The 15,785-nt window shown below is 72.7% G+C and carries 16 protein-coding genes; 9 read left to right on the top strand and 7 right to left on the bottom strand.

Annotated elements, in window-relative coordinates:
• The first annotated feature begins 82 nt into the window (after nt 1-82).
• Entirely contained in the window at nt 83-679 is a 597-nt protein-coding gene (locus ACYVKF_RS17550; protein WP_460968103.1) for a 1-acyl-sn-glycerol-3-phosphate acyltransferase, read from the top strand.
• A 121-nt stretch (nt 680-800) separates the two neighbouring features.
• Entirely contained in the window at nt 801-1,076 is a 276-nt protein-coding gene (locus tag ACYVKF_RS17545; RefSeq protein WP_056914578.1) for a hypothetical protein, read from the top strand.
• A 2-nt stretch (nt 1,077-1,078) separates the two neighbouring features.
• Here ACYVKF_RS17545 and ACYVKF_RS17540 read toward each other — a convergent pair whose 3' ends face one another.
• Nucleotides 1,079-2,020 (bottom strand): aminoglycoside phosphotransferase family protein, encoded by a 942-nt coding sequence (locus tag ACYVKF_RS17540; RefSeq protein ID WP_460968101.1) that lies wholly within the window; start codon nt 2,018-2,020, stop codon nt 1,079-1,081.
• 60 nt (nt 2,021-2,080) lie between these two features.
• On the opposite strand from ACYVKF_RS17540, the gene ACYVKF_RS17535 reads away from it, so the two are divergent.
• Entirely contained in the window at nt 2,081-3,586 is a 1,506-nt protein-coding gene (locus tag ACYVKF_RS17535; protein ID WP_460968099.1) for a carboxylesterase/lipase family protein, read from the top strand.
• On the opposite strand, the gene ACYVKF_RS17530 is transcribed toward ACYVKF_RS17535, so the two are convergent.
• Nucleotides 3,559-4,557: a helix-turn-helix transcriptional regulator gene (locus ACYVKF_RS17530; protein ID WP_460968097.1), complete on the bottom strand. Its 999-nt coding sequence runs from the start codon at nt 4,555-4,557 to the stop codon at nt 3,559-3,561. The genes ACYVKF_RS17535 and ACYVKF_RS17530 overlap by 28 nt on opposite strands.
• A gap of 61 nt (nt 4,558-4,618) precedes the next feature.
• Between ACYVKF_RS17530 and ACYVKF_RS17525 the strand changes: the two genes are divergently transcribed.
• Both ACYVKF_RS17525 and ACYVKF_RS17520 read left to right on the top strand, forming a co-directional pair.
• Nucleotides 4,619-5,233, top strand: coding sequence for a mycothiol transferase (locus ACYVKF_RS17525; RefSeq protein WP_460968095.1), 615 nt, complete (start codon nt 4,619-4,621; stop codon nt 5,231-5,233).
• A gap of 59 nt (nt 5,234-5,292) precedes the next feature.
• Nucleotides 5,293-5,580 (top strand): DUF1905 domain-containing protein, encoded by a 288-nt coding sequence (locus ACYVKF_RS17520; protein ID WP_056919098.1) that lies wholly within the window; start codon nt 5,293-5,295, stop codon nt 5,578-5,580.
• A gap of 9 nt (nt 5,581-5,589) precedes the next feature.
• Here the strand turns inward: ACYVKF_RS17520 and ACYVKF_RS17515 are convergent, their stop codons facing one another.
• Complete coding sequence (locus ACYVKF_RS17515) at nt 5,590-6,918, bottom strand: hypothetical protein (RefSeq protein ID WP_460968093.1); 1,329 nt, start codon at nt 6,916-6,918, stop codon at nt 5,590-5,592.
• Between the two features lie 219 nt (nt 6,919-7,137).
• On the opposite strand from ACYVKF_RS17515, the gene ACYVKF_RS17510 reads away from it, so the two are divergent.
• The gene (locus ACYVKF_RS17510; RefSeq protein WP_460968091.1) at nt 7,138-7,737 is read left to right on the top strand and encodes a hypothetical protein; all 600 of its coding nucleotides are present in this window, start codon (nt 7,138-7,140) and stop codon (nt 7,735-7,737) included.
• A gap of 82 nt (nt 7,738-7,819) precedes the next feature.
• Here the strand turns inward: ACYVKF_RS17510 and ACYVKF_RS17505 are convergent, their stop codons facing one another.
• Nucleotides 7,820-8,803: an MEDS domain-containing protein gene (locus tag ACYVKF_RS17505; RefSeq protein WP_056919097.1), complete on the bottom strand. Its 984-nt coding sequence runs from the start codon at nt 8,801-8,803 to the stop codon at nt 7,820-7,822.
• 217 nt (nt 8,804-9,020) lie between these two features.
• Here ACYVKF_RS17505 and ACYVKF_RS17500 point away from each other — a divergent pair, with 217 nt between their 5' ends.
• The gene (locus ACYVKF_RS17500) at nt 9,021-11,438 is read left to right on the top strand and encodes a glycoside hydrolase family 31 protein (RefSeq protein ID WP_460968089.1); all 2,418 of its coding nucleotides are present in this window, start codon (nt 9,021-9,023) and stop codon (nt 11,436-11,438) included.
• A gap of 62 nt (nt 11,439-11,500) precedes the next feature.
• Here ACYVKF_RS17500 and ACYVKF_RS17495 read toward each other — a convergent pair whose 3' ends face one another.
• Both ACYVKF_RS17495 and ACYVKF_RS17490 read right to left on the bottom strand, forming a co-directional pair.
• A complete protein-coding gene (locus ACYVKF_RS17495) occupies nt 11,501-11,767 on the bottom strand; it encodes a hypothetical protein (RefSeq protein WP_056914571.1) in 267 nt (88 codons plus the stop codon).
• A 205-nt stretch (nt 11,768-11,972) separates the two neighbouring features.
• Nucleotides 11,973-12,851 carry a hypothetical protein gene (locus tag ACYVKF_RS17490; protein WP_056914570.1) on the bottom strand — a complete coding sequence of 293 codons (879 nt, stop codon included), beginning with the start codon at nt 12,849-12,851 and terminating at the stop codon, nt 11,973-11,975.
• A gap of 118 nt (nt 12,852-12,969) precedes the next feature.
• Here ACYVKF_RS17490 and ACYVKF_RS17485 point away from each other — a divergent pair, with 118 nt between their 5' ends.
• On the top strand, nt 12,970-13,746 hold the full coding sequence (locus tag ACYVKF_RS17485) for an isocitrate lyase/PEP mutase family protein (RefSeq protein ID WP_056919096.1): 777 nt from the start codon (nt 12,970-12,972) through the stop codon (nt 13,744-13,746).
• Between the two features lie 12 nt (nt 13,747-13,758).
• On the opposite strand, the gene ACYVKF_RS17480 is transcribed toward ACYVKF_RS17485, so the two are convergent.
• Entirely contained in the window at nt 13,759-14,685 is a 927-nt protein-coding gene (locus ACYVKF_RS17480) for an acetamidase/formamidase family protein (protein WP_460968086.1), read from the bottom strand.
• A gap of 125 nt (nt 14,686-14,810) precedes the next feature.
• Here ACYVKF_RS17480 and ACYVKF_RS17475 point away from each other — a divergent pair, with 125 nt between their 5' ends.
• Nucleotides 14,811-15,779 carry an aldo/keto reductase gene (locus ACYVKF_RS17475; protein ID WP_460968084.1) on the top strand — a complete coding sequence of 323 codons (969 nt, stop codon included), beginning with the start codon at nt 14,811-14,813 and terminating at the stop codon, nt 15,777-15,779.
• Nucleotides 15,780-15,785: the final 6 nt, after the last annotated feature.

Below are 15,785 nucleotides of genomic sequence, written 5' to 3'. Positions count from 1 at the left end.
TCGGTGACCACCGGGCCCTGCGCCGGCCCGCGCCCCGTAGGTTGGTCCCCTCGGGGCAGCAAGCCCCACGAAGGGACGTGCCATGAGGAGCCGACTGGCCAGGGCGGTGCTGCGGCTCTCGCGGTGGACCGCCGTCGGCGAGGTGCCCCGCAGCGGCATCCTCGTCGGGGCCCCCCACACGTCCAACTGGGACTTCGTCATGATGCTGCTGATCATGTGGCGCGGCGGGGTCACCCCGCGGGTCCTCATCAAGCACAGTCTGTTCAAGGGGCCGTTGGGGTGGTTGCTGCCCCGGCTCGGAGGGGTCTCCCTGGACCGCGAGAACCCCGGTGCCGTGGTGCGGGACCTCGTGCGCGAGGCGCGCAGCGGAGAGCCGTTCCTGCTGATCCTGGCCGCCGAGGGGACCCGCACGAAGGGCGAGTACTGGAAGTCCGGCTTCTGGCGCATCGCCCGCGAGGCGCGGCTGCCGATCGCCCTGGCGTTCATCGACGGCCCCTCGCGCACAGCGGGATTCGGGCCGACCATCGTGGCGGACGAGGACGTCGTGGTGGTCATGGACCAGGTCCGAGCCTTCTACCGGGACAAAAGGGGCATCCACCCCGAGCGCCGGACGGAGCCACGGCTGCGGGAGGAAGGGGGCGCCGCCGGGCGCGCCCCCGGGCGGTCCTCCGGCGCCTGAGCGCCGACCCCGCCCCTCGCCCCACGGCTGGTCCTCGACATGGTCCGGAGTCGTCAAGGAGATGGCAAAGGGCACGCATAACGGCAGGTGGCGACCCTGCGACCCTGACATGGTCTGCCGGATGGAGCTCACCGTCATGGCCGACTGGAACGCGGACCCGGTCTGGACCAAGCAGGGCATGGTCGACCTCGAGACCCTCCCGCTCTCGCCGCGGTTGACCGCGGACCTGCTCGCCTGGGCGCGTCGCTGGGAGGAGCTGCACGACCGCACCCGTACCGCGCCGCAGCAGGACTCCTACTCGGACTGGGTCAGCTCCGGGCGCCGGCTGTCGCGCGACCTGCAGCTCGAGCTCGGACCGGCGTACGACGTGGAGTACGCCCACGACCACGAGGGCTGACCTCAGCCCCCGGCCGCGATCGTGCTCGCGGTGTCGAGGAACGTCCGGGCCTCGTTCGGGTACCCGTGCCACGCGAGGTACAGCCCGGTCGTCACCCGCTCGACGTAGGCCCAGCGCCAGACGCGCTCCGCCTCCACCCCGGCCAGCTCTGCGGCGTGCTCGCACCCCTGGCGCAACAGGTCGGTGCCCGAGCCGGGCTCGGCCTCCTCCAGGTCGCGCAGCTCGTGGCAGGCGTCGCGCAGCGCCACCCCGAGGTCGTAGGCGCGTTCCCCGACGAAGCCGTCCGGGTCGATCAGGGCCCAGCCGGTCCCTCGCCGCAGGACGTTCCCGCCGTGCGGGTCGCCGTGGCAGACCACCTCCGGTCGCTCTGTCGTCGCGAGCTCGCGCGCGTGGGCCGAGGCCAGGGCGAGGGCACCCTCGTGTCCGCCGCCGTACCTGGGTCCGAGGTCGTCGAGGATGGCCACGAGACCGGCAGCCTTGCCCTCGAACCGTTTCCCTGCCCCGGCCGGCACGTGCCACGCCTCGAGGAGCAGGGGCGCGACCACCTCGACCTGCGCGGACACCGTGCGGTGCTCGGTCCAGAGGTCGGCGCCGAGCCGCTCGGTCAGCAGGGCGCCGGCCGCCTCGTCCCAGGCCAGGACCTCGGCGTAGCCACGCCCCTCGGCGGCGAGCATGACCGTCGCAGCCCGGTCGAGGGCGCCGGGGTCCGCGATCTTGAGCACCGCCCCGGTGCCGTCCACGCGCACCACGTCGAGCGTCGGAGCCCCCGCTCCGCCGTCGAACCACGCGCGGGCGGTGAGGTCCCAGGCGGTGCAGACGGGGCCGACGGTGGCCCGGAAGTGCGCGACGGTCGTCCTGAGGTCGCGGTCGGACCGGTCACGGCGCCGGTCGGCCTCGGCCACCGCGCCGGCGATGACGTCGTCGTGCTCGGGTGGGCGCCTCACCGCCTCAGGCTAGCCACCGGCTCCCGTGCCGGGGCAGGCCACGGCTGGTTGGATGAGCAGATGGCCCCTGTCGTGAACGTCACCGGTGGACTCGCTCGCGGCACCAGCCGCGACGGTGTCGACGCCTTCCTCGGACTCCCGTATGCCGCGCCGGCCGTGGGCGCCGACCGGTACCGGCTGCCGCAGCCCGTCGTGCCGTGGGAGGGGGAACGCGACGCGGGCGTGCACGGGCCGAGCGCAGCCCAGACGGCGTACCCGAGCCCGATGGACCAGTTCCTGCCGGCCTCGGTGGCCCCGGGGGACGAGTACCTCAACGTCAGCGTGTGGGCGCCGTCGGAGGGCGGGACGGACCTGCCCGTGATGGTCTGGATCCATGGTGGGGCGTTCGTCCGAGGCGCGAACAGCGTTGCCACGTATGACGGTTCGGCCTTCGCCCGTGACGGGGTCGTCCTCGTCTCGGTCAACTACCGCCTCGGCGCGCCGGGCTTCGCCGTGCTGGACGGTGCTCCCACCAACCTCGGTCTCCGCGACCAGGTCGCCGCTCTGCGGTGGGTGCGCGACAACGTCGCGGCGTTCGGCGGCAACCCCGAGGACGTGACCGTCTTCGGTGAGTCGGCGGGCGGCATGAGCGTCGCGACGCTGATGGCCTCGCCTGCTGCAGGAGGTCTCTTCCACCGTGCCATCGTCCAGTCCGGAGGCGGCACGGCCGTCTGCGCACTCGAGGACGCCCGACGGGTGGGGGTCGAGCTCGCTGCGATCCTCGGTGTGCCCGCCACGGCGGAGGCGTTCGCAGCGCTGGATCCCGAAGCCGTTGCCGCGGCCCAGGGGGCCCTGACGCTGGCGGTCCAGGCCGACCCCGACCCGGCCCGCTGGGGTTCCTCTGTCCTGCGCGGCGGTCTCGGCATCATGAGCCTGTTCCCTGTCGTGGACGGTGACGTCGTGCCCGAGGTCCCGGCGACCCGGATCGCGGCGGGGTCGGCCGCGGGGGTGCCGCTGCTCATCGGCACGACGACCGAGGAGATGCGTCTGTTCATGGTGCCGACCGGAGTCGCCGCCACGATCTCCGAGCCGGCCCTGCCGTTCCTCGCAGCACGCTACGGCTGGCCGGAGCACGCGGTCGAGACGTACGTGCGCAACCGTCCTGAGGCGTCTGCGGGCGACGTCGCTGCGGCCATCCTCACCGATGCCGGTTTCCGGGTCCCCACGGCGCAGCTCGCCGCGGCCCAGCACGGCGTCGGGGCGCCGGTGCACGTGTACGAGTTCGCCTGGCGGACACCGTTGGCCGACCTCGGCGCCTGCCACGCCCTCGAGCTGCCGTTCGTCTTCGACACGCTCGGCGCCGGGGCGCTGATGGCGGGTGGGGCGGCGCCGCAGCCGGTGGCGGACGCGATGCACCGGGCCTGGGTCGAGTTCGCCAAGGGTGGCGACCCGGGGTGGCCGTCCTGGGCGCCCGACGAGCCGCTCGTCAGGACGTTCGGCGCGTCGCCGGAGGAGCCCTCGTCGGACGTGTCCGCCGTGAAGGTGTCGACCTGGCCGCGTCAGGACGAGCTGGCGCTCTGGGGCTGACCCGCACCGCCCGGCGTGCCGGCGGCCAGCAGCTGCGCGCCGACGGCCCGGGCCACCTCCTGGAGCTCGGTGCACCCGACGATCCGGAACGGTGCGCGCAGCACCGCCAGCTGCTCGGCGTACCACCACAGGCTGCTCGTCGTCCCGACCAGCCGCGTCGTCTGCTCGTCGACCGCCTCGAGCCGCCCCAGCGCCCGGGGGAGCCAGTGCGACACGATCTCGACCGGGGCCTCGACCAGGACGTCGACGGCATACTCCCAGCCCGTCGCGAGGTGCTGCTCGAGGAGGGCGACGGGGTCGAGGTCCGGGGGAGGGGTGAAGGTGAGGTCGAGCACCTCGACGGCCGAGACCCGGTCGACGCGGTACGTCCGCACCGCCGCCTCGTCGGACGTGGGACGGGTGAGGCAGAGCAGGTACCAGCGTCCGTGGCGGACGACGACCGCCCACGGGTCGACCTCCACGTCCCACGTGCGACCTGACTCCGAGTGGTAGGTCACCTTGACCCGGCGGTGCTCCGCGCTGGCGTCCACCAGGGTGGCGGCCGTGGTCGGGTCCGGGCGGGCCGCAGCGCGGTCGGGTGCGGAGGCAGCCGTGCGGCGGACGGCATCCGCCTGTGCGGCAACGGAGTCGGGCAGGGCCCGGAGGATCTTGGCCAGGGCGCTGCCGACGGGGTCGGCGGGGTTGCCGGCGTCGTGGTGACCGTCGAGAACGGCCATGACCAGACCGAGCGCCTCGGCGGAGCTGAACGTCAGCGGGGGCAGCCGCAGACCCCGACCCACGCGGTAGCCGCCGTACGGGCCCCGGGTGGACTGGACGGGGATCCCGGCCTCGCGGAGGATGCCGACGTAGCGGCGGGCCGCGCGTGACGTGACCCCGAGCCGCTCGCCGAGGCGGTCCGCGGTGATGCCCGGTGAGTCCTGCAGCAGCTCCAGGCAGAGCAGGGCCCGGGCGGTCGGGTTCGTGGTGTCCACGTGAACAGATTCGCACACGTTGCGGAAGCGATCCGTCCGGAACCAGCCGTACCGTGCACCCATGACGATCGAGCAGAGCACCGACACCGGACCGGCCGCCGCCCCGGACGGCGTTGCGGCGCAATGGGTTCCGCCGAGCTGGGAACCACCGTTCGCCGGCACCGAGCTGGAGCACCTGACAGGAGCGTTGGACCGGCTGCGCACGACGTTCCGCTGGAAGGCGGGCGGGCTCGACCGCGAGGGCCTGGACACCAGCGTCGGGGCGTCGTCCCTGACCCTGGGAGGCCTGCTCAAGCACCTGGCCGCCTGCGAGGACCACGTCTTCACGACGAAGCTCAAGGGGGAGCCGCTGGGGTCGCCCTGGACGGAGATGGACCAGGACGACGACGAGGGGTGGCACTTCCGGTCCGCCGCCGCCGACACGCCCGAGGAGCTGTACGCCCTGTGGGACGGCGCGGTCGCGAGGTCCCGGGCCACCCTGGCCGCAGCGGTCGCCGAGGGTGGGCTGGAGCAGGAGGCCCATGTGACGGCCCCCGACGGACGGCACGCGAGCCTGCGTCGGCTGGTCTTCGACCTGGTCGAGGAGTACGGCCGCCACACCGGGCACGCCGACCTCCTCCGGGAGGCCGTCGACGGACTGGTCGGCGAGGACCCGCCCAGCGACTGGCGACCGTGACGGGCGCAGGTGCGAACCGGCTCCGGACCGGGCAGCCGGCTGCTCCCTATCCTGCTGCGATGGAGCTCGAGTTCAGCGGTGACGTGTGGTTCTGGCGAGGGCCGTCGCCGTGGCACTTCGTCACCGTCCCCGACGAGGAGTGCGGGGCGCTCGAGGCGGTCGCGTCCCGCGTGAGCTACGGCTGGGGCATGATCCCCGTGCGGGCCCGGATCGGGCCCACGACGTGGACGACCTCGTTGTTCCCCAAGGACGGTGCGTATGCCGTGCCCCTCAAGTTCGCGGTGCTGCGGGCCGAGCAGATCGAGGTCGGCGACGTGGTGACCGTCCACCTCTGCGTCGACACCTGAGCCGCAGGGTCACGCCGCGAACAGCAGGACCAGGCCACCACACGTGTAGCCGACCATCACCACGAGCATGGGGACCTGGCCGCGGACGGCCGCCTTCCGGTCGAACAGGCCCAGGGCGCGTTCGTGGGCGTGGACGATGCCCAGGACGTGGCCCGTGACGATGGCCGTCACCTGCAGGCAGGCGACGAACGTCGGGCCGATGAGGGCGGAGCCGGGGGTCAGTCCACGCGTCCCGAGCCAGTTGGCCCCGGTGCCGAGCGGGTCGGACAGCAGGGCGAGGGTGAGCTGTCCGCCGTAGACCCACAGGGACCAGTAGTGCGCGACGACGTACCCCGCGGCGATGGGCACCAGCGAGGGGGCGAACGCCGTGGCGCACCCGCGCAGCGACACCACGCCCGCGATCCTGGCCGCCAGCCCTGCTGCGGCCGCCAGCGTCCCGGCCACCAGCACGCAGAACCCGAGGAGGCCCAGGGTCTGCGCCGCCACCGGGGAGGCCGACGACTGCGTCCAGCTGAACCACGCGGTGAGCCCGGAGAAGCCGTCGTACGCCGTGCCGCCCAGCAGGACGGACACCGTCGCCAGCAGCCCGTGGTCGGCCTCGATCCGGTCCACGCCGTGCAGCGGGGTGCGGACGACCCACGTGCGGTCGGGTCGTCGCCCCAACGGGCTGAGCGCGCCGTAGAGGGAGGACAGGACCTCGAAGGGGTCGGCCCGTTCGAACCAGCGTGGACCGAACACCACCGCGCCCAGGAGGGTGAGCAGCATGACGCCGAGGATCGTGGGCAGGAGGACGGCTCGCGTCGTGCGGTCGGGCGCGATGAGCTCGAGCCAGGTGAACGCGAAGAGCCCGACGGCGGCCGGCCAGTAGCCCAGCCGGTACCGCAGGATGCCGTTGAGCGGGTCCAGTCCGCCCGCCCGGCACAGGAGGAGGAAGAGCGCGCGGAGGGGGTTGAGCACCCTCCAGACGGGACCCAGCACCAGGGACAGGAACGGCAGCCCGATCCAGAGCCAGACGTAGACGACGTACGGCGTGGGGTTGTTGGCGTTGTCGGCCCCGGCGACCAGGGCCATCAGGGTCCAGGCCGACAGGGCGAGCGCGAGGGCGACGGCGCAGCCCCGCAGCCACCGGCTGTCCAGGAGCCTGGCCGTCGTGGCAGGGAGGGGGTGGCCGCCACCCGGGTGCAGGCGCGGGGTGCGCCAGAGTGCTCCCAGGGCCACGAACGAGACCACGAGGGCGACGGACGCGCCGGCGACGACCAGGGGGAACGGCAGCGGCAGGTCCTCGCGCTTGCCCACTCCGTGCGCGACCCACGCGGCGGGGTTCAGCACAGGGGTCACGGGCGGTTCCTCCGGGGGCCGGCCGTCGTGCGCGACGGTCCCTGAACGGTACTGCCGGGACGTGCCCGGCGACCGGTGTTTCGGCGAGGCCGCGACCTGGTGGACCCGCGGAGAAATCTCCGCCGTCGACGGGCTGGCGACCCTAGACTCTGGACGCGGACCGGCTGCGGTCCGTCGGCCCCGGGAGGTCCCATGCACGCGTCGTCACGGTGGCCACGCGTGCTGCTGCTGGCGGTGCTCGTGGTGGCCCACCTGGTGTGGCTCGGGCAGGCGCCTGCCTCGGCCCACTCACCGATCTCGACCATCGTCCTGCAGGTGTCCGGCAGCGGTGGTGACGTGGTGGTCACGGCCTCGATCCGTTACCCCGACAGCGATCCCGTCGTCGGTGAGACCGTCCGTGCCGTGGCGTACCTGCCCGACACGGCCGAGTCCCGCCCGCTCACGCTCAGCGAGACCAAGGGTGCCCGTGGGCAGTGGCAGGGCACCGTGCACGCGACCCCCGGGCGGTGGCAGCTCGAGGTCGACGCCGTCCGCAAGAGCAAGGGCCTGCAGAGCATCGGGTTCGTGGTCGGCGACGACGGGTCCATCAGCGACGTGGTGAGTCCGTCACCGCTCCCGGCGACCGTCGTCGTGCCGGGAGCTCCCGCCGAGGCCGCGCGGTCCGGGCTCCGCGAGGCGCCGAGGACCAGCGCCACCCGGTCCCAGCTCACCTGGGCGGTGGTCATGGGAGTGGCCGGGATGCTCGTGATGCTCGTCATCGTCCGCCGGATGGCAGCCAGACCCGAGGAGCCGGCCGAGGCCGCGGACGTCGGATGGTGAGCGCCCGCTCCCGGTGCGGTGCCCGTATGGCGTGAGCCACGACGCCCGGGTGACGTGCGCCCGCGCGGTCGGTGCCCGGCAGTCAGGCGCCGGTCGGCAGCTCGGCCCAGACGACCTTGCCGTCCGAGACCGCGTCGCAGCCCCACCGGTCGGCGACGGCCTCGACGATGCTCACGCCGCGCCCGTTGACCTCGCCGGCCGAGGGGTGGCCCAGCTCGAACCATCCGCGCTGGGCATCGTGGACCGACAGGTGCAGCACGCCCGGGCTGTGGTGCAGGAAGACCCGGAACGGTGACTCGGCGTGCAGCACGGCGTTCGTGGCCAGCTCGGAGACGAGCAGCAGGGCGTCCGGTGCCACGTGGTCGAGGTCCCAGTGCTCGAGCGTGGCGCCCACGAAGCGGCGGGCCGCGATCACGGCCGTGGTGGTGGGAACGAAGACCTCGGTGCGCTGGGCGGTCGTGAGGTCGTGGACCAGGGCGCCGGGGTCCTCCGGGAGGGGGCGGAGGGAGCCGTACCCGGGTGGTGCGTGCACCTCGGAGTGCCGGACGCAGGTCTCGCGGATGCCCGGCAGGCCCGCGGAGGCGAGGAGGGCGGTGGGGTAGGCGCAGAGCAGGCCGGTCCGGTGACCGGTCAGCACGGTGTTCCAGGCGGACTCGAGCCCGATCGCGGCGGCGACCTCACCCTCCTCCCAGAGCAGGGCGACCAGCTCACCGAAGACGCGGGCGCGGGTGTCCTTCGTCGTCACGGAGGCGAGCAGCTCGCGCAGGTGGGACTCGAACCGCTCGAGGTCCAGCTCGCCCTCGGCCCGGAACTGGGCCAGGGTTGCGGCCGCGTCGCGCAGGTGGAGCGTGCCACGCGCGGTGGCCTCGGCGACGTCGGAGCCGAGCGCCGACAGGACCTCGAGGATCACCGGTGCGTGCGTGGCCGTGGCGATGAGGAGGACGACCTCCCCGGACTGCAGGCCCTCATGCGCGTACCCGGCCACCGCCGAGACGATCTCGGAGTCGTGGTCGTAGAAGATCACCGCATGGTCGTCGGGAGCGGCCACCGGGTCGCCGGACAGCACGCCTCGCACTGTACGCCCGTATGGACGGGCGTCGGCAGGTTTCTGGCGACTTGTCTCGCCGGGGGGCGGTGGTGGACTCCTCGGGGGCACCGGCACCAGAATGTTGCGGCGCCCGCGACGGCGGACCGGTGCGCGCGCCATACCTCGCCGTCCGGTGCCCGGACCCGGAACCGGGCCGCCCTTCCCGCCCTCCCCACACCTGCCGAGAGGTCCTCCCGTGCTGCAGACCGACCACTTCATCCGCTTCGAGAAGGTCGGGGAGGTGACGGCCACGGACCGCGGGCTGCTCGCCGAGGTGGAGACCGAACAGCTGCGGGTGGACCTCGTCAGCGACGACGTCGTGCGCGTGAAGATGAGCCGTGGCGGGGTGTTCGACGAGGAGCCGACGTTCGCGGTCTGCGTCGACCCGCTGTCGGGCCCGGTCGACTTCACCGTGGACCGCGACGACCAGCGGGTGACCGTCACGACCTCCGCGATGGTCGTGTCGTTGTGGCTGGAGCCGTTCCGCCTCGACGTGCACCGCATCGACGGCACCGCGGTGGTGGAGACCGCTGCCGACGAGCACGGCCGTTACTGGGGGTACGCCACGCTCAACGACACCTTCACGGTTCGTCGGCGCTGTCGGCAGGAGGACGCCGTCTTCGGGCTGGGGGAGAAGTCGGGACGGCACAACCGCAAGGGTCGGGACTTCACGATGTGGAACACCGACGTCCTCAGCCCTGACGCGGCAGGGGAGTTCACCGTCGGCAAGGAAGCGGGTGACCCGCGCGGCGACCGCACCAGCGTCGAGTTCGACCCGTTCTACGTGACGATCCCGTTCTTCTACCACCAGACCTACCCGGCGGGGACGATGGCCGGGTCGTTCATGGACAACGGGTACCGGGGTGAGTACGAGTTCTCCGCCCACGACGAGTACCGCATGACCTTCCGGGGCGGGCAGTGGACCGAGTACATCTTCGCGGGCCCGGACATGCCCGCGATCCTCACCCGGTACACCGCGCTCACGGGACGCACCCAGCTCCCTCCCCTGTGGTCGCTGGGCTACCACCAGTGCCGTTGGTTCGACTACACCCAAGAGGCGGTCGAGGCGCTCGGCCAGCGGCACCGGGACGACGAGATCCCGTGTGACGCACTGTGGCTCGACATCGACTACATGGACGGCTACCGCGTCTTCACCTGGGACACCGACAAGTTCCCCGACGCCCCGGGGATGCTGGAGCGGCTGTCCGACCAGGGGTTCAAGGTGATCACCATCATCGACCCCGGCGTGAAGTGGGACCCGGGGTACGCCGTGTTCGACGACGGGCTCGAGCGCGACGTCTTCTGCCGGACCGAGGGCGGTGACACCTACATCGGCCAGGTCTGGCCCGGCAACACCGCGTTCCCGGACTTCGTCACGCCCGAGGCGCGCGCGTGGTGGGGAGAGCTCAACGCCAGGCACGTCCAGTCCGGCCTGGCCGGGATCTGGAACGACATGAACGAGCCGGCCACCGGGTCGATCGCGCCCGACGGCATGCGGTTCGGGCACGGCGAGTTCGCCCACGACCGCTACCGCAACCAGTACGCGTTGCTCATGGCCATGGGCACCACCGAGGGCCTGCGGGCAGCGATGCCGGAGCTGCGCACGTTCATCCTGTCTCGCGCCGGGTTCGCGGGCATCCAGCGGTATGCCGCGAACTGGATGGGCGACAACCTCTCCCGGTGGGACCACCTCTGGCTGAGCATCGCCATGGGTTCTGGTTTCGGGGTGTCGGGCCAGGCGTTCGTCGGTGCAGATGTGGGTGGGTTCGCGGGCAGCTCCGACCCCGAGCTCTTCACCCGGTGGATGCAGTACGGCGTGCTGACACCGTTCTGCCGCAACCACTCGATGATGGGGAACGTCGACCAGTACGCCTGGGCGTTCGGGCCGGTGGTCCAGGACCTCGTCCGCGAGGCGGTGCGCCTGAGGTACCGCCTGCTGCCCTACATCTACACAGCATTCGTCCGGGCCTCCGAGACCGGTGAACCGGTGCAGCGGCCCCTGGTGTTCGACCACCAGTACGACGGCACCGTCCGCGACATCGACGACCAGTACCTGTTCGGGACCGACCTGCTCGTCGCCCCGGTGATCGACGCCGGGACGACCTCCCGGCAGGTCTACCTGCCCGAAGGGGACTGGTACGACTGGCACTCCGACGAGGTGCTGCCCGGCCGCTCGTTCGTCGTGGCCGCGACACCGATGGACCGCATCCCGGTCTACGCCCGTGGAGGAGCGGTCGTGCCGATGTGGGTGGAGGCCCCGGCATCGACCGCCGGCCACCACCCCGAGGCGGTCGAGCTGCACGTCTTCGTCCCCCGGTCGGACGGCGTGCACACGTCACGACTGGTCGAGGACGACGGCCTGACGACCGCGTCGGTGCAGGGGGCTGCCTGGCGGACGACGTTCACGCTGACGCGCGACGGTGCCTCGGTGTCGCTGCGGGCCGGGGTGGAGGGCGAGGGCTATCCGCAGTTCCGGCGTCGCGCATTCCACCTCGTGCTGCACGGGGCTGCCCCGGCGAGCGTGGACCTGGACGGGACCGAGGTGCCGGTCCGGGACGCGGTGGCGGTGCTGCCCGTGGGTGCAGAGGAGTTCATGGCGACCTTCGTGCTCTGACCGGTCCCGCGACATCTGCGCGCAGGGGTGCGTCAACCACTCGACGTCCTGGTGACGCCGGCTCAGTCCAGGTCGGGTTCGAGGGCGCCTTGGTACGCGGCCCGGTAGAGCCGCGCGGCGGCGACCATCCGCCCACCCCCGGGGGTTCGGCACACGACGCGCATGGCGGGTGAGGCGTCGAACGGGGATGCGTCGGACCCCGAGGCGGCGGCGCGGCCGGCGTCCTCGGCGATGGCGGTCATGAGCTCGAGCTCGAGTGGGGGAACGGTGGAGGTGATGGCACCCGGGTCGAAGGGGACCGGCGAGGTGGCGTCGACAGATGCGGTCATCGGAGGTGGACCTTCCACGGGCGGGGTCGATGCAGGACCCGCCGGGGTCCGGGGCGATTCTCGGACGGTAGCAGGGCTCATGGGCGCACGCATCGGACGACGTCGATCCACGGACGGGCGGTTCCTGCGATGGCTTCCTCCGCCGAGCGTCAGCAACGCCCGCTCGTGCCGACGTGGCCTGCGACGGTAGCACCGCTCCAGCCCCTCAGGTCCAGCCGGTCGTGTGGACCGGGCAGCGCCCAGGGCTGTGCGTGCTGCGCCGCCGGACCGCGGTGCGCACCGCCCAGCGGATCCGGCGTCGCGCGAGGAGCAGCAGCACGCCGACCCACAGCCCGACGGCCCATCGTTGTGGCCCGACGGGTGGGTCGGGCACCGGTCGGTAGCCGCCGTCGTCGAGTCCGGCTGCCTGCTCGAAGTGGTTCTCCGACCCGGGGAACAGGGTGTCGTCGACGAGGTACGCGACAGGCAGCAGGGCGATGCCACCGACGAGGGTGAACACCGCCCACTGGTCCACGTGGCGGGACTCGTGCTGCGCCAGGAGCCTGGCGCGGACCGGGTTCACGCGGGGGGTGGGGGAGGCGAGGAACACCTCGCCGACCATGCTGCCGGGGAGGTCCTTGGCGGCCGGGATGAAGGCCAGCGTGATCTGTGGGTCGCCGACGCTGCACAGCCCACGCCCCTTGAGCTCGGCGAACCCCAGCGCCAGCCCGCTGACCGGGGCGGTGAGCAGCGACCTGACGCGCGAGCGCACCGACGACCGAGCCGGCATGACCGGGTCGGCGATGGTCCGTCCCTCCGAGATCGAGATCGGTGCCACGCAGGCCGGCAGTGCCCGCGCCTTCTGCGACACCCGGAGCCCGAGCCCCACGACCGACAGCAGGGCGAGGACGACCATCGCCGCGAGCAGGCGGCGGTGACGACGCTGGCACAGGTCGCAGGCCAGGACTCGGCGTGGGCGCAGGACCCGGGTCCGGGGCAGGACCAGCAGCAGTCCCAGCACCCCGGCCCCGGCGAAGGCGACCACGGCCCACACGACCCGCATGGGTGCGGAGGTCGGGCGGCGCCGCCCGGGTCGGTCGTCCACGAGGGTCATCCTCGCGCCGCCCAGCCGCCCCGCGCCAGCCATGGGAAGGGGTGGGCGTCGCCTTGTCCCGGTTCGCGCTCGGAAGGCCGATTCGTTCTGGCTCAGGTAATTTCGAGTCATGACCTCCAATGCCGACAAGGCCCGTGAGCTCCTCCGACTCCACACCGACCCCGAACTGCTGCTCGTCGTCAACGTCTGGGACGTCATCACCGCGAAGGTGGTCGCGGACACCCCCGGCACCAAGGCGCTGGCGACCGCCAGCCACTCGATCGCCGCCTCCTACGGCTACCCCGACGGCGAGCAGATCCCGCGCGACCTCATGATCGAGGCCGTCGGCCGGATCGCGGCCGCGGTCGACCTGCCCGTGACCGCCGACCTCGAGGGCGGCTACGGCGACGCGGGGGAGACGGTGAGCCGCGCGATCGACGTCGGCATCGTCGGGGCGAACCTCGAGGACCAGATGAAGCCGCTGGCCGACTCGGTCCGTGCGGTCGAGGCTGCCGTCGCCGCCGGGGAGAGGGCCGGCATCCCCTTCGTCCTCAACGCCCGCACCGACGCCTTCGTCAAGGCCGGGGACCGCGACCCGCAGGAGGTCCTCGACGAGGCCGCTGCGCGCGGCCGCGCCTACCTCGACGCCGGAGCCTCGACGTTCTTCGTCCCGGGACCCTTGGACGAGGCCATGGTGAGCCGGCTCGTCGACGAGCTCGGCCCCCAGAAGGTCAACGTCATCGGCATCCCCGGTTCGGTGCCGCTGGCCCGCCTCCAGGAGCTGGGCGTCGCCCGGGTCTCCTACGGCCCGTGGAGCCAGAACGTCGCCCTGACGGCGCTGGCCGAGCTCGCCGAGGACGTGTATGCCGGTGGCGGACTGCCGGAGGGCACCCGCAAGCTCAACTGAGGGCCGGGAGGGTCACCCGCGCACCAAGGCCTCGTGGCCGAGTGAGGCGTGCACACCCCAGGTCTGGTTGGCGACCTGGGTGACGTGCAGGTCGACCGCTGCGCTCGACAGCGCCAGGGTCTCGGCGCGGGTGACCGAGAGCAGCGACTCCATCCACGTGACCATCGCGTCGAGGGCGGCAGCGGTCGCGGTGTTGAGGTCGGTGTCGAACCCCAGGGTCAGCCGGGCGGTCGGGGTGAGCGCGTGCACGGTCCGCAACGGCGGGTCGACGACGACGTCGAGCGCCATCGTCGTCGTCATCGGGCACTCGATCGCGGTCCCGCCGACCTCTCCGTGGCCCTGGGCCGCGTGGCCGTCGCCCGCCGTGAGGAGGGCGCCCGGGACGTTGACGGGCAGGAACAGCGTCGAACCGGCCACGAGGTCGCGGCAGTCCATGTTGCCGCCGCTCTCCGGCCTCGGGGGCACGGTCGACAGCTCTCCGTCGACGTCGCACGCCACGCCGACGACGCCCAGGAACGGTGCCAGCGGCACGGCATACCCGAGGTGGCTGCGGGCCAGGCCCGCGGCGGTGTCGACCTCCCACAGGAGGTGCCCACCGTGCCCCTCGCCCAGTCCGAGACGGTGGTTGAGCCACGAGTCGGCGCCGCCGGAGGCGGTCCAGCCCCACGGACCGGGGTCGATGGCGGAGAAGTGCACCGCGAGCACGTCGCCGGGACGCGCTCCGTCGACGGCCACGGGCCCGGTCAGGCAGTGACCACGGCGGGGAGTGAACATCCGCGGGCGGTCCTCACCGGGGAAGGTCTGGCGCTCGAGGTGGCCGCCCGAGTCGAGCGACTCCAGGACGACGGTGTCACCGGGTTGCACCGTGAGCACCGGGGGGCTGTCCCGGGAGACGGTCTCGACGACGGTGGCGGGGCTGACGGGGAGGTGGTGGATCACGGTGCTCCAGGTGGTGGTTCGGGTGGTGGTGGGCTGGCGCCGGGTGGCGGTGCGGGGCAGCCGAGGTGACGATGGGACCGACCCTGCCACAGCCGTCCGGCCGTGGCCCCTGCGGAGAGGACGCCATGGAGTACGTGAAGCTCGGATCCACCGGACTGGATGTCTCACGGATCGTGCTGGGGTGCATGAGCTTCGGCGAGCCGGACCGGGGCAACCACTCCTGGACCCTCGACGAGGAGGCCAGCCGGCCACTGCTGCGTCAGGCCGTGGAGGCGGGGATCACGTTCTTCGACACCGCGAACGTCTACTCGGCAGGCAGCAGCGAGGAGATCGTCGGACGCGCCCTGGCGGAGTACGGGCGCCGCGACGAGTTCGTCGTCGCGACCAAGGTGCACGGCCGCATGCACGACGGGCCGAACGGCGCCGGGCTGTCCCGCAAGGCGATCCTCGCCGCCATCGACGCCAGCCTCGCGCGCCTGGGCACCGACTTCGTCGACCTCTACCAGATCCACCGCTGGGACCCGCACACGCCGGTCGAGGAGACGATGGAGGCACTGCACGACGTCGTCCGGTCGGGGAAGGTGCGCTACCTCGGGGCGTCGTCGATGTGGGCGTGGCAGTTCGCCAAGGCGCAGGAGACCGCACGGGCCAACGGGTGGACGCCGTTCGTGTCGATGCAGGACCACTACAACCTCCTCAACCGCGAGGAGGAGCGCGAGATGCTGCCGCTGTGCGCCGACCAGGGGGTGGGGGTCATCCCGTGGAGCCCACTGGCGCGCGGCCTGCTCACCCGGGAGTGGGGCGAGCAGACCAGTCGCAGCGAGACCGACGAGTTCGGCCGGACCCTGTACGGCGAGGCCGACCGGGCCGTCGTCGACGCCGTGGGCGACGTGGCGGCGGCCAGGGGCGTGCCCAGGGCGCAGGTCGCGCTGGCCTGGGTGCTGCGGAACCCGGTCGTGACCGCACCGATCGTCGGGGCGACCCGGGCGGGCCACCTCGAGGACGCCGTGGCAGCCCTGGACCTGGAGCTCACCGACGACGAGGTCGCGAGACTCGAGGCACCGTACGTGCCGCACGCCCCCGCGGGGTTCTAGCCCGCA

This window comes from Pedococcus soli (genome assembly GCF_054782575.1).
The sequence above is the reverse complement of the archived record's forward strand: the minus strand, read 5'-3'. Positions and strand labels throughout refer to the sequence as shown.